This window comes from Faecalibacterium taiwanense (genome assembly GCF_036632915.2).
GTDB lineage: Bacteria > Bacillota > Clostridia > Oscillospirales > Ruminococcaceae > Faecalibacterium > Faecalibacterium taiwanense.
On record NZ_CP155552.1, the window covers coordinates 654,654 to 666,583 of the forward strand.

At 63.2% G+C, this 11,930-nt stretch carries 17 protein-coding genes and 1 pseudogene; all 18 read right to left on the reverse strand.

Features of this window, described 5'->3' with window-relative positions; genetic code table 11:
• Positions 1–9: 9 nt before the first annotated feature.
• The 18 genes and pseudogenes from PXT33_RS03115 to PXT33_RS03200 all read right to left on the reverse strand — a co-directional run bounded on the left by PXT33_RS03115 (position 10) and on the right by PXT33_RS03200 (position 11,928).
• On the reverse strand, positions 10–357 hold the full coding sequence (locus PXT33_RS03115; RefSeq protein ID WP_347070453.1) for a hypothetical protein: 348 nt from the start codon (positions 355–357) through the stop codon (positions 10–12).
• A complete protein-coding gene (locus PXT33_RS03120; RefSeq protein ID WP_347070454.1) occupies positions 279–659 on the reverse strand; it encodes a phage tail protein in 381 nt (126 codons plus the stop codon). The genes PXT33_RS03115 and PXT33_RS03120 overlap by 79 nt, the downstream gene beginning before the upstream one ends.
• The gene (locus PXT33_RS03125; protein ID WP_347070455.1) at positions 660–947 is read right to left on the reverse strand and encodes a hypothetical protein; all 288 of its coding nucleotides are present in this window, start codon (positions 945–947) and stop codon (positions 660–662) included.
• Complete coding sequence (locus tag PXT33_RS03130; protein WP_347070456.1) at positions 911–1,789, reverse strand: baseplate J/gp47 family protein; 879 nt, start codon at positions 1,787–1,789, stop codon at positions 911–913. Before PXT33_RS03130 ends, PXT33_RS03125 begins: the two co-directional genes overlap by 37 nt.
• A 275-nt stretch (positions 1,790–2,064) precedes the next feature.
• Entirely contained in the window at positions 2,065–2,337 is a 273-nt protein-coding gene (locus tag PXT33_RS03135; RefSeq protein WP_008981416.1) for a hypothetical protein, read from the reverse strand.
• Positions 2,338–2,351: 14 nt separating this feature from the next.
• A complete protein-coding gene (locus PXT33_RS03140) occupies positions 2,352–2,681 on the reverse strand; it encodes a hypothetical protein (protein ID WP_347070457.1) in 330 nt (109 codons plus the stop codon).
• A 236-nt stretch (positions 2,682–2,917) separates the two neighbouring features.
• A complete protein-coding gene (locus PXT33_RS03145; protein ID WP_347070458.1) occupies positions 2,918–3,130 on the reverse strand; it encodes a hypothetical protein in 213 nt (70 codons plus the stop codon).
• 196 nt (positions 3,131–3,326) lie between these two features.
• A complete protein-coding gene (locus tag PXT33_RS03150; protein WP_223474780.1) occupies positions 3,327–4,247 on the reverse strand; it encodes a phage late control D family protein in 921 nt (306 codons plus the stop codon).
• 4 nt (positions 4,248–4,251) lie between these two features.
• A complete protein-coding gene (locus tag PXT33_RS03155; protein WP_008981420.1) occupies positions 4,252–4,476 on the reverse strand; it encodes a LysM domain-containing protein in 225 nt (74 codons plus the stop codon).
• Complete coding sequence (locus PXT33_RS03160; RefSeq protein ID WP_332375933.1) at positions 4,448–6,823, reverse strand: phage tail tape measure protein; 2,376 nt, start codon at positions 6,821–6,823, stop codon at positions 4,448–4,450. Before PXT33_RS03160 ends, PXT33_RS03155 begins: the two co-directional genes overlap by 29 nt.
• Positions 6,824–6,935: 112 nt before the next feature.
• Positions 6,936–7,343 carry an early nodulin 20 (N-20) gene (locus PXT33_RS03165; protein WP_118761587.1) on the reverse strand — a complete coding sequence of 136 codons (408 nt, stop codon included), beginning with the start codon at positions 7,341–7,343 and terminating at the stop codon, positions 6,936–6,938.
• 54 nt (positions 7,344–7,397) lie between these two features.
• On the reverse strand, positions 7,398–7,910 hold the full coding sequence (locus tag PXT33_RS03170) for a phage major tail tube protein (RefSeq protein WP_118647723.1): 513 nt from the start codon (positions 7,908–7,910) through the stop codon (positions 7,398–7,400).
• Positions 7,910–8,536: a hypothetical protein gene (locus tag PXT33_RS03175; RefSeq protein WP_347070459.1), complete on the reverse strand. Its 627-nt coding sequence runs from the start codon at positions 8,534–8,536 to the stop codon at positions 7,910–7,912. Before PXT33_RS03175 ends, PXT33_RS03170 begins: the two co-directional genes overlap by 1 nt.
• Entirely contained in the window at positions 8,506–9,420 is a 915-nt protein-coding gene (locus PXT33_RS03180; protein WP_347070460.1) for a hypothetical protein, read from the reverse strand. Before PXT33_RS03180 ends, PXT33_RS03175 begins: the two co-directional genes overlap by 31 nt.
• 47 nt (positions 9,421–9,467) lie before the next feature.
• A complete protein-coding gene (locus PXT33_RS03185; protein WP_033121173.1) occupies positions 9,468–10,085 on the reverse strand; it encodes a hypothetical protein in 618 nt (205 codons plus the stop codon).
• A 177-nt stretch (positions 10,086–10,262) separates the two neighbouring features.
• The gene (locus tag PXT33_RS03190; RefSeq protein ID WP_347070563.1) at positions 10,263–10,418 is read right to left on the reverse strand and encodes a hypothetical protein; all 156 of its coding nucleotides are present in this window, start codon (positions 10,416–10,418) and stop codon (positions 10,263–10,265) included.
• Positions 10,384–10,836 (reverse strand): Rho termination factor N-terminal domain-containing protein, encoded by a 453-nt coding sequence (locus PXT33_RS03195; protein WP_347070461.1) that lies wholly within the window; start codon positions 10,834–10,836, stop codon positions 10,384–10,386. Before PXT33_RS03195 ends, PXT33_RS03190 begins: the two co-directional genes overlap by 35 nt.
• Positions 10,837–10,858: 22 nt before the next feature.
• A pseudogene (locus tag PXT33_RS03200) lies at positions 10,859–11,928 on the reverse strand (major capsid protein).
• Between the last annotated feature and the right edge of the window lie 2 nt (positions 11,929–11,930).

Sequence of the window (11,930 nt, forward strand, 5' to 3'; positions counted from 1 at the left end):
CTCCTTTCCTTAGTCTGAGATGACCGCCGCGTCGGTGCCGATGCTGACGGTCTCGCGGTTGTTGTCGTGGACGACGGCCGCGTGGTAGATGTGGATCTCGTCGCTGCCCATGACGTGCACCTCTTGGGTGTGATCCCTGACGGCCATGCCGGAATAGAGGAACATTTCGCCGGTCAGGCAGATCAGGATCGCGTCGAGCCACGAGCTGCGGCGCTTGACCGTCCGCAGCAGCTTCAGGAACAGGTCGAGGTTGCTGTTGACGAGGCTCGGGTTGTCGCTCAGCACCTTGAAGTGATGCGGCTGCCCGCCGTACTGATACCACTCCCTGACCTCGCCGGTGCCGAAGTAGTCGGCCACGATCTGCTCCACGGCGTAGGGGTGCCGAGTTTCGCGTAGACGCGGTCGCTGTTGCGGATGACGGCCTGCTTGGCTGCGATGGGCGCGGTGCTGTCATACCACTGGATGTTCAGCTCCCACGCCATTTCGTCGAGCTCTGCGTCGCTGAGCTGGTCGATCTTGTCCCACCTGCTCAGGAGCTTCAGGCGTGCATAGGCGTCGCGGCTGATAATGTCGCAGCCGGTGGCGATGCCCTTGTCGCTGCCGTCCTCCTGCATCCACGCAGGCAGCAGTTTGACCATCTCGGTCTCATTGAGCCGCATTTACACCACCTCGCTCTCGACCTTGTGGCTGACAGTCAGGTGGCCGCTGAATTTGGCGACTTGCGTGTCGTCGAGGGCCTTGTAGGTCGGCTTGACGACGTCCACGCGGAAGGCGCCGGTCAGGTTCTCGCCCCACGAAGGCGAGAGGATCCGCTTGCGGAGCTGGTCGGGGTTGATGTCCCGGCCGAGGGCTGCGACTTGCCACTCGTTGTAGCGGTCGATCGCGCCGCCGGTGCCTTCGACGTTGGCGATCACCTCGGCCTCGCTCTCCGGCGTGGTGTAGTACACGATCTCGATGTCGTAGGTCTCGACCTCCGGGGCACGGCGCTCACCTTGTCAGTGAGCGGCCGGATGTCCTTGGCGTTGACCACGTCCAGCACCTTCGCCAGCATGGCAGCGTCGGGGATCCCGCCGCCTTCCAGCAGGGGCACGATCTTGACGCAGCCCTCCAGCGTGCGGGTGATGATGATGTCGATGCTCTCGGCGGCCGAGAGGCTGCCCTTGAGCGTGATGGTCAGCAGGTCGTCGGTGTAGTCGACGGTGTAGTCCGTGTCCTTGGCCGCCGCCGTGCTCTGCCCGTGGGCCTTCACGACGAGGCTGTCGGCCAGAAGTGTGCCGCCGCCCTTGAAGGCTTTGCCGTCGCAGACCGTGAGGGTCTCGCTGACGGTTTCCTTCTCGCTGACAGCCTTTGCGTCCACGATGGAGCTGTCGGCCGTCATTACCCAGTAGATGTAAGCCTGTTCAGGGCCCGCGGTGGATCTCTTGGCGGGTGCCAGACGGATCCGCTCGCGGAGGCGGTTGTCGCCCTCGGTAGTGTAGGGCTCGCCGTCATCGCCTCCGGCCGTTTCGGTCAGATTGGTGACGGACTCGATGTAGGGGATCAGGTCGACGAGGGTGGCGATCGTGCCGGCTGCGTAGCCGTTGAACTTCGTGCCGTTGCTCACGGCCGAGGTAGGCACCTCCACAGAGTAGGCGCCAGCTTGCAGCACAGCGATCTCGTCGGTCGCAAAATAGTTTTCGCTGTCCGGCGTCACCTTCGTCCACTTCGGAATGATGATGTTTCTCTCCTGCGGCGTGGAGACAGAGAAGCGCATGGTCGTCTTGGCCGGTGTGCCTTCCAGTCGTTTCACGTCCTGCCGCTCGCCGATGGCGTCCAGCACCTCGCCCCTCGCATAGCGGAGGAGCGTCTGCCGGCCGACGTCGTTGAGGCTGTTGTAGAGGGCAACGAACACGGGCACGAGAGCCTCGCCGAAGATCCGGCGCTCGTCGCCCGGGTAGAGCGGCTCGCCGGCGCCCTTTTCGAGCTCGGTGATGATGGTCTTGTATAGGGTGCTCGCGTCTGTCGTGGTGAGTTTGATGTCCTCGCCGTAGGTGTTTGTCGCGTCGCTCACGCTGTTCACCTCCTTCATGTGATGTTGTCGATGCTGGCCCGCAGCTCGAAGTCGCCGGCCTGAGCGGTCAGAGCCTTCAGGTCGGAGTCACTGAGCTGCACGCGGGGCTCGTAGGTTTCCACGAGGAACTCCACGTCGGCGGCCAGATCGGTCGCAGCAGTTTCGCTCGGCTTGTCGATCAGCGTGCGGTCGATCCCTTTGATGCGCTCATAGGGCACCTCCCCGCGGATGGTCTTGAGGAGGTTCTGCACACAGATCTCGGGCGCTCCGTTGCCGGATGCTTTCATGGGATCACCTCGCTTTACTTGAGCTGTGCGTTGTTGGGTTTCTTCGCAGCCTTGTCGCTGCTGGATGCTCCGACGGTGACGGCGCTCAGACGCCGACCGACGCCGCCAGAGGACGAGACGCCGGCCGCGGACGAACTCTTGCTCGAGCCGCCTGCGCTGGCCTTCTTGCTGCTGGCCTCCTCGGCGTATTCCGTCAGATTGATCGTGATCTTGCCCTTCAGGATCCGGCCGAGGTTGTCGAGTGTGGTGTCTGAGAGGCTGACGCCGGTGAGCTGAAGATTGGCCGGGCCGAAGCGCCGGCCGGCCAGATAGAAGGGGCGTACTGCCCGACCAGCGACGTCCACGACTCGAACTCTCCCCGGGCGTCGCCGCCCACGGCAGACGCCAGATTGAAGTCGAAGCTCATGCTTTGCAGCTTGAGCGCCTTGGTCTTGGTGGCCGGGGATCCAGCCTTGTCGTCGCTGTTTTCTGTGTCGAGCTCGACGCTGGAGGAGACGCCATTCAGGGCGGCGATCCTCTGGCTGGAGACGCCCCACGTCTTGCCGTTCCATGATGCCATGACGGCCATGTCTATCCCTCCTTACTGCGGGCCAGAAGTGCCGCCTCCCATGCTGTCGGTGTGGGTGTGGCCGGTCAGGCTGATGCCCGTGGCGGTCACGTCTGCCGACGGGACGCTGATGCCCTTGTCCTGCATCGTGAGCGCGCCCTTCTTGACGGTGATGTCGCCCGGGACGATGCCGTCCCACTCTCCGTCCATGCGGGAGAGGATGATGCCGGTGCCGTCCTCGAACATAGCATAGGCGACTTCTGTGCCGGGGTCAGGTTTCCCATCTCTCCGCGCAGATACCACGGGATCGTCAGCGGCCGTGTGACCATGCTGTCGGCGGTGCTTGGGAGCACTCTGGCCGTAGTTTTGTCGCCGTTCCTGTCGATCTTTCCCTCCACGCTGGAGATCTTGCCCTTCTGGATCATTTGGTTGTTGCTGTTCATCAATATCCCTCCAGTGGCTTGCGGAGGTATAGCTTGCTCCGCGTCTTGACGTAGTCGTGCCGGATCCGGCTGATGAAGGCCGTGCCGTCCCACGACTTAACGCCTTCGGTCGCCAGCGTGACCACAGAGCCCGCCGCATAGTCTCGCAGCAGCGAGCCCGTCCAGAGGGTGCCGACGGTCGCGTTTTTGTTGGCGTCCCGGAGGAGGCCCTTGGCGAAGCGGTCGGCCTCGCTCTGGTCAGTCATGCGGAAGGGTAGGATCCGGCGCAGCACCTTGTCGCCGCCGTTCGGGGCTGCGAAGGTGCCGGTCAGACCGCCGTTGACGGCTTCGGCCGAGCCGTAGGCGTTGGCGCCCTCGTCGCGGTACTCGAAGTCATTGGCCGGGGTGATGGTGATGGTGTCGACGGGCTGCTGGCTTTCCATGTACGCCTCGTCGTAGACGACCAGCTTGCCGTCATACACCAGAAACGCCGCGCCCTCGAGGGTGCAACGGTTTTGAAAAAATGCGAAGTCTGCGAGGTTGTTCTGCTCAACGTAGTCGTAGGTCTGGTCGGTGATCCCGTAGGTCTCGAGCGTCAGGCCGTGGCGGCCGGCGATCTCCTGAGCCAGTTGCAGGAACTTGACCTTTTCCCACGATTTGCTCCGCTTATCCTTCGCAGACTGCGGGACGGAATAGGCCCGCAGGGTGATGATGCCGGACTCGGGGACGACGCTCTCGACGAACATTTTGCCCGTCTTGGCAGCGCCGTCCTCGATGGCGATGGTGTCGCCCTTCTTGGGGTTCCACGAGTCCCACAGCTCGCGGGTGTCGTTGAGCTTGAGCAGCAGCTCGTCGCTCTGCTTTTCGGCGTACATATCGTGATAGCAGCGGTGGACGCTGACGTCCGGGTAGATGTCGACGCCTTCGTATAGGATCTTCACGGCGTCACCTCCTCCACGGCGGCAGGGTCTCCGGCGTCTCCACGGTCTCGACGATCGGGATCCGCACAGCCTCGCCGCCCTCGAAGATCAGCACGTCGCTGAGGTCGGGGTTGGCCTCGATGATGGTGCTCGCCATGCGCTCCTCGTTATAGGCGACGAGCGCGATGCTGTCGAAGGTGTCGCCGCCCTGCGCCACATAATCAATAAAGCCGACTGTCTGCTGTGACATAGGCGCCGCCCTCCCTTCTGCTGAGTGCCTCGAGGATGAAGTCGATGAACTCCGGCTCGAGGTCGCGGAGCTTTCGGATCAGGGCGTCCTCGTCGGTGTCGCCCTCGACCTTGATCTGAGGTGAGAAGGACAGGCCGCTCAGGTCATAGACCACAGCCGTGCCCGATCCGCTGCTGATGGGCTCGTAGTCGGCCTCGCTGGATGCGCCCAGCATCCGGCCAGCCTCGGCCCAGTAGGACAGGTTTTGCGAGCGGTACGCAGGGTTGAAGCTGATGACCGCCTCGGTCGGATAGCGCGGATCCTCGCCCGCGATGGACGGGCCACTCGTGAAGCCGCCGGTCGCATAGCCGGAGACGTTGGCGCTGCCGCCGCCTCCACCTCCAAACAGGCCCGCGATCTTGCTGATGACGCCGGAGCCGAAGCTGACAATCTTCGATACCCAGCCGACGATCGTGCCGAGCACGCTTGCGATGGGCTCCAGAATAGCCAGCAGGGGCGAGAGGAGCGGCATGATCGCATTGAGCAGGCTCACGACCGGGGGCAGCAGGGCCTCGATCAGTTGCATCAGCGGAGGCAGCAGCGGCATGATGACGCTGTTGACGATTTGCAGGGCAACCTCCAGCAGCGGGGTGATGACCGGCAGCAGCGCGGCGATCAGGTTCGCCAGCACAGGCAGCACAGTCGAGATGATCTGCGTCAGCATCGGGAGCACGGTGGCAAGGATGCTGGCGATCGGCGGTAGAATAGCCTGAACGATCTGCATGAGCGGCGGGAGTAGCTGCTGTGCGAGGTCGAGCAGAGGCGGCAGGAACGAGCCCACGAGCTGAGCCAGTAGTGGCAGGATGACGCTGTTGACGATTTGCAGGGCAACCTCCAGCAGCGGGGTGATGACCGGCAGCAGCGCGGCGATCAGGTTCGCCAGCACAGGCAGCACAGTCGAGATGATCTGCGTCAGCATCGGGAGCACGGTGGCAAGGATGCTGGCGATCGGCGGTAGAATAGCCTGAACGATCTGCATGAGCGGCGGGAGTAGCTGCTGTGCGAGGTCGAGCAGAGGCGGCAGGAACGAGCCCACGAGCTGAGCCAGTAGTGGCAGGATGCCCGCAGCCAGCTCCGTGACCATCGGCATGACCTTCTTCAGGGTGTCGCCCATGCCGACGAGGAAGTCCTGCACAAACGGCATACAAGCGTTGAGCGTGTCGGTGATGACCGGGCTGATTTCCTCGAAGGTGTCGGTCAGGATTGGGGCCAGCGATGTCAGCGTGTTGGCGATCATCGACGCCATAGGCAGTAGGGCCACTTCGGCCGACCTCTTGACCGCCTCGAAGGCAGAGCCGAGGTCGTTGTACTTGACGTCGTTGATCTGCTGGAGTGCGGCGGCGCCGTCATAGGCTGCGGTCTCGATGTCTCCGAGCACGGGCAGGATGCCCGCCTCCAGATCCTCGAACTGTGAGCCAAACAGTGCGACGCCGATCTCGTTGCGCTTGAGAGGATCCTCGAGCTTGTTCAGAGCCTCGACGGTGTCGAAAAATGCAGCCTGCGCGGTCTCGCCGCCGGCTGCAAAGGCCGCGAACATTTTGTCGGAGTTGAGGCCGAGGCCCTTGAAGGCTTCGGCGCTGCTGTCGCTGCCGTCTTTCGCTCTGATGTTGAACTCCTTGACGGCGTCGGCCACTTTGTCGATGCTGAACAGGCCGGCGTCAGCGCCTTCCACGAGGGAGCCCATGAACTGGTCGGCGCTCAGGCCGAGGGCCGCAAACTGCGCCGAGTATTCGTTCAGGGTGTCGAGCAGGTCGCCGTTTTTGTCTGCGCCGTTCTGTGCGCCGGTGGCGATTAGGCCGTAGGCTTCTTCGGCGCTGATGTTGAAGTTTTTCATCAGAGCCGAGGCGGCTCTGGCGCTTTCACTGATGTCGTAGTCGAAGGTGTCACGCAGCACGAAGCCGGCCGCGGTGGCCTGCTCCAGTGCTTCGCCGGCCAGATCGCTCGCTTTCTGCGTAGCGGCCAGCCCTTCGGCCACGTCGTTGAAGTCCTCACCGAGGTTCTGCGCGTAGATGTTTTTTACACTCTCGCCCAGCGCGTCCAGCTCGTCGCCGGTGGCGCCGGTAGATGCGGAGAGCTGGTTCATGGCTTTGTTGTAGTCGTCGCCCAGCTCTGCCAGATACTTCCCGGCCTCGACGACCGCCTTGCCCGTCGCCACAGCGATGCCGCCCACGGCAGCACCGACGGCAACGGCCTTCCAGTTTACTTTGTCGAGGTGTCCCGCGACGTTGTCCATCGCCTTCCCGAGGGATGGGTCGATGGTGCCGGCGAAGCTGACGACGGCCTGCATGATCTTGTTTTTGCCTGCCATCAGTGTCACCTCCTTCTGTATTTCCTGAAGTTATTCCGGGGCATTGAGGCGGCCTTGTCGCGTTGCCGCTTGGCCTCCTCGGCTGCCTCGTAGTATTCCATCAGGAAGTCGGTCAGGCGTTCCCGTCTGAGCTCGCCGACTGAGGTGTGGAAGGCTCGAGAGTAGTCTCGGACGAGCTCTCCGAGCCGCTTTCCTCGGATTGTGCCGCCGACCTCGCCGTAGTAAAATTTCGGCCGATCCTCATAAGCTCCATGACGTCGGGGCCGCTGATGCGCTCGAGGTCGCTGACGTCGATGTCGCTGTTGACGGCGACGATCGCCATCATGGCGAGATAGGCGTGCAGGGAGTAGTCGAGCTCGCAGGCGCCGGCGCTGCCGCCGCCCTTGTTGGAGGTCGCGCGGAGCTTGCGGGCCTCAGCATCGGCAAACATTCCCACGGTGATCGCGTCGGTGTCATAGGTCAGAGTCTTGACCTTTTTGCCGTTGATGGTGATGGGGTTCTGGAGTGTCAGCTTTTCCATGTGTGTCTCCTTTCGATAAATAGAGGGCGCCGCCCGGAGGCGACGCCCTTCTTGTTACAGGACGCTGCGGATGTCCTTGGCGTAGTCGACGCCGCCGACGCGCATGATGGTGTTGAGCTGGTCGATCAGCCAGTATTCGTTGCCAGCGACGAAAAGCTGGTAGCGGCTGACGGCCAGCGCGATCTCGTTCTCGCTGGCGTTGCCGGGATCCACGCTCAGGCCGGGGATGCCCTTGGAGACGCAGCGGAGGAACGCCTTGCAGCCTTCGGTCTTGGTGGAGCCGTCGGAGAGCTTGACGTCCTGCGCCCAGCGGATCTCGATGGTCTTGCTCGTCAGCTTGACGAGGCTGCGCAGGCCGAGGTCAATGCCGATCTTAGTGATGGATGCCTCCATCGCCTCGATCTGGCCGGGCAGCGGCGCCGTGTAGGTTCCCATCGCCTTGAAGTCAGCCGTCACAAGGTTGACGGGAGGCAGGGCGATGGTCACGTCCTTGGCGGCGAGAACGCCGTCCACATAGACGGTATCGGCGAGGATGGGGCCCTTCAGGTCGAGCCACAGATTTGCCATTACTCGTCACCTCCTTCGTAGTAGACGGAGAAGCCCGCGTCGGTGTAGGCGACGTAGACGCTCGCAGACTTGAGGGGCGGGGTCGGGGTGACGGCGATGTCCCAGCGGAAGTCGCCATTCATCACGTCGGTGGTGCTGTTCTCGCTCTCGAGGAACAGGATCACAGGGGATCCGAGCAGCGCGCCCATGCTGACATAGCCGTCGAGCTTCTCCTGCTCGCGGTTGATGATGCGATCCTTCAGTGCGCGGGTCATGGGCTCGTCGATCTCCGGGCTCCACTCGCGCTGGAAGTCGTTGGTGATGTGCATGAGCATCCGCATGGAGACGTCGAAGATCGCGCGAGGATCCACGTCTGCGCCGTAGGTGTAGGCAGCCGTATGGTCGCCCCACAGTACCCATTCGCCGCCCCATGCCACGGCGGTGCTGATGCCGTTCTGCGTCAGCTCCTTGCCGCTCTGCTGGTCGAAGCCGCGGTTTTTCGCGTTGGCGCCGAAATACTGCTTGATGACGGGGATCGCCTTGTTGCCGCAGGTCTCCATCGGGACGCTGTTGTGGCTGAAGTCGGCACGCATGAGCTCGACCACGGCCAGCGTGCTCAGGTGGAACACGTTGCCGAGGTTGTCCACAGCCTGCGGCCAGTAGACCTTAGAGCGCTCGCCGGTGAAGGCGTTGGCCTTCTTCCATGCGATCGCCTTGGTGATCGTGTCGACCGCCTGCGCGGTGCTGTCCACGAGGGCAGGTCGGCCACGACGAAGGCGTCCCAGTGGCCGTTGATCTTCTTGCAGGTCGTCAGCATGGCGTTGTAGACGGCAGGGCTGTGACTCCAGCCGGGGGCCGCGATCAGATTGCAGACCGCGAACTGCTCGGGATAGAGCAGCGCGATCGCGCTCAGGCCGCTGTACTCGCCGGAGGAGGTGACGCCGCCGATGATGTCGCTGTCTGCGATCTCAGAGTCGTCCACCTCACTGAAGCTGGCCGTCAGGCTGCCGGCGAGCTGCGCGTCGTCCTTCAGGCTGGTGATGATGACCGTGCCCTTGGTGAAGTTATAGTCCACAGCGTAGTCGGTGCCCTCGACGTAGTTGCCGCTGTCATTCTTTGCGATGGTCAGGGTGTCGAGGATGATCTTGTCGCTGGCGAACTCGGCGCGGCCGCCGGTGAAGGTGAGGGTCTTGGTAGTGGCCGTCTCCTTGCGGTGCTTGCCCGCGGAGGGGTCGATCACATTGATGACGTAGATCGGGCCGATGTTCCCGAGGGTGTTGTTGAAATGCGCGTACACGGCCTCGCACAGGGTAAAGGTGCCCCAGTCGGACGAGTAGCCGATCTTCTTCTGCGCGTCGACCAGACTGGTGATCTTGATCGGCGCGTTGATGATGCCGGCCTTGCCGAAGTCGCGCACGAGGTTGACGGGTGCCGTGCCGATATAGACCGGCGTGGTGCCCGCCTGCACGGCGCTCTGTGCCACAGTCTCGCCGATGTGGCCGTAGGCGCCGTAGAGGTATTCGTTTGCCATCTGCTTATCCTCCTTTGCATGAAATTAGAGCAGCCGAGTGGCTGCCCTTAAAGCAGGTGTTGGTAGCTTTTCGGGTTGCGGGTCAGTGTCTCCTCGATGGAGAACTCAGCCCATGCAAACCAGTACGGGTAGAAGTCGGGGACGGCGTCTTGCTCCGTGACAGGGCCGAAGGTGATGCCCTTCTCCTTGATGACGCGGAGGTCGCCGAGGTACTCGGCGTTTTCAATCAGCCGGAGAGCTGTGTCCACAAAATTCCATGCGTCACGCCAGCCCTCTCCGTTCTTCACGAAGTAGGAGGCCGCCGCCTCGTTGTATTGCTGGATGTAGGTGCCGCTGCCGTCGCCCTTCGGCTTGAAGATGTCGGGCCCGTGGTAGCCGGGATCCCACGCTGAGAAGCAGAGCCGGATCTTGATGTCTCGGGCACTCTGGAGCAGGTCGTCGTCGCCCTGAACGATCTGCACGCAGACCGACGGGATCGGCGCGGCGATGTTCGGGGGCGTCCTGTCCTTCGATGGTACGAAAAGCGAGAACGCGGCCGGGTTTACCAGCTTGTATGGGTAGGAGGCGTCCGTTGCGTTGTCGTCGGGGAGCTTCAGCTTGACCAGAGGGCAGACCTCGGCGGTCAGCCAGTCCCGGACGGTTTCGATGCTGTTGACGATGGACATGGGGCACCTCCTACATGGTGACAGTCTGGCCGAGGGCCACGGTGGCGATCCCCATGTCCTCGCTCCAGTCGTTGACGATGTACTCGCGGCCGTCGACGTTGAGCCCTTCGCCCGCCGGGCGCCGAGCGGGCAGATCCTCGACCGCCGCATAAAGCAGCAGAGAGGACTCCGCGACGCTCAGCTCTTGCCCCCTTGGCGTTCCTTCAGGGCGTTGTCGTCCAGCACGGCGGCGATGGCTCTGCCTTCGACGGTGTGCTTCTCACCGAACTCGTCGAGATTGAGAAACGTGTGCCGACGGTCAGCCTCGACCATCGCCTTGAAGCTGAAGGCCATCAGACGGGATCGGCGGCGCCGATCTGAGGGGCTCCTCGTCGTCGGCGCCGTCATCAGGCTGCTCGGCCTTGGCGGCCTCGATGGCAGCGATGACGTCGGCCTTCTTGCGCATAGCAGAGGCGTCCACGCCATAGCGCGTGGCCACTTCCTTCAGCTCGTCGAGCTTCATGTCCTCGTTGTACTCAGGGGCCTCGTCGGCCGCGGTGTTGGTGCTGGCAGGCTCGTCGGCGTCGTCACTGGGAGCGGGTGCGGGCTGCTCGGCAGTCTCGCCCAGCTCGCCGATGTACTTGGCGACGCCTTCCTTCACCAGACGGGCCTCCAGCTCGTCGTCGAACTTCTGAGGGCCGTCTGCTTCAGTGATGGGGATCACCTTGCGGCCGTTATAGTAGCCGAAGGTGCCCTTGATGATCTGGATCATGCTCTGCTCCTTTCTGCTGCGCTCAGTCCGTCAGGACGTCCGCAACGATGAACGGGTTCTTGTTGTTGGGGATCATCAGCGGGCGGCTGGAGATGGTCAGCGTGCGGCTGTTGCCTTCGGCGCTGCTCACATACTTCGGCACGCGGCGGCCGGCGTAGGTGTGGAACTCGCCGTCGCTCTGCTCGACCTGAGAGACGGCGCCGTAGGCGGTGCGGCCAGCGCCGGGAGCGGTAAGGACGCACTTGCCGGACGGGATGTAGAGCTTGTCGTTGCCCTCGTCGTCGGTGTAGGTCAGGTCGTAGGAGATGACGCTGATGATGCGGCCGAGGACGTTCAGGCGGGCCACGATGGCAGCGCCGTCAGGCAGCAGCTCAGGCTCCACGTTGCCGATCTCGATGCGGCGGTTGTCGAGGAGCTTCTGCACGGCTGCGTCGTTGATGATGGTGTCAGCCACGTCCGGGGAGCAGACCAGATCAGAAGCGCGGAGGCCGCGCTTGGTCAGCATACGGATCATGGCCTCCAGATCCTTCAGGATCTTGCCGCCGGTGGCGTCCCACTTGGCCGTCGGGGTGTAGGTCGCGGGGTTGCTGGCCTCGGAGTAGAAACGGATCTCCATCTCGTCGGCCTTGTCGACGTCGTCGGCGATGTGCTTCATCACGCAGCCATTGGTCAGCATGGTCTCGGCGGCCATCGCTTCTTCGCGGTTGGTGATGAGCTCACCCAGCTCGTCAGCGTCGCGCAGGATGAGGGTCTGCTGGCGCTGCTCAGGGGTGAGCTGAGAGTAGAGAGCCTCGCCGAAGCCGCGCTTGCGCAGCTCGTCGAGGGTCAGGACGCGACGGGGAGCCACGAAGGGCGGGGTGTAGCGTTCCATATTGTAGCCGGCGCGCAGGACGGTGACGCCGCCCTTGCGAGGGCCACGAAGGGCGCCAGCTTCTTGCTGCCGTCACGGAACTCGACGAGCACGTCGTCGGTGGCGAAGATGTCGCTCGCGTCGTTGGTGGGGAAGTAGCGGTCACGCAGGAAGGTCGCAGCAGGGGTGAGCTGCTGCACGGCCATGAGCAGCGTGTGGGTGTCGTAGAAGTTAAAAGGCATTT

What these genes read in the sequence shown, in the direction of transcription:
- PXT33_RS03185 (WP_033121173.1), bottom strand. Translation starts at nt 10,085, where the DNA reads ATGTCCATCGTCAACAGCATCGAAACCGTCCGGGACTGGCTGACCGCC.
- PXT33_RS03190 (WP_347070563.1), bottom strand. Translation starts at nt 10,418, where the DNA reads ATGGCCTTCAGCTTCAAGGCGATGGTCGAGGCTGACCGTCGGCACACG.
- PXT33_RS03155 (WP_008981420.1), bottom strand. Translation starts at nt 4,476, where the DNA reads ATGTCACAGCAGACAGTCGGCTTTATTGATTATGTGGCGCAGGGCGGC.
- PXT33_RS03180 (WP_347070460.1), bottom strand. Translation starts at nt 9,420, where the DNA reads ATGGCAAACGAATACCTCTACGGCGCCTACGGCCACATCGGCGAGACT.
- PXT33_RS03160 (WP_332375933.1), bottom strand. Translation starts at nt 6,823, where the DNA reads ATGGCAGGCAAAAACAAGATCATGCAGGCCGTCGTCAGCTTCGCCGGC.
- PXT33_RS03120 (WP_347070454.1), bottom strand. Translation starts at nt 659, where the DNA reads ATGCGGCTCAATGAGACCGAGATGGTCAAACTGCTGCCTGCGTGGATG.
- PXT33_RS03165 (WP_118761587.1), bottom strand. Translation starts at nt 7,343, where the DNA reads ATGGAAAAGCTGACACTCCAGAACCCCATCACCATCAACGGCAAAAAG.
- PXT33_RS03170 (WP_118647723.1), bottom strand. Translation starts at nt 7,910, where the DNA reads ATGGCAAATCTGTGGCTCGACCTGAAGGGCCCCATCCTCGCCGATACC.
- PXT33_RS03135 (WP_008981416.1), bottom strand. Translation starts at nt 2,337, where the DNA reads ATGAAAGCATCCGGCAACGGAGCGCCCGAGATCTGTGTGCAGAACCTC.
- PXT33_RS03145 (WP_347070458.1), bottom strand. Translation starts at nt 3,130, where the DNA reads ATGTTCGAGGACGGCACCGGCATCATCCTCTCCCGCATGGACGGAGAG.
- PXT33_RS03195 (WP_347070461.1), bottom strand. Translation starts at nt 10,836, where the DNA reads ATGATCCAGATCATCAAGGGCACCTTCGGCTACTATAACGGCCGCAAG.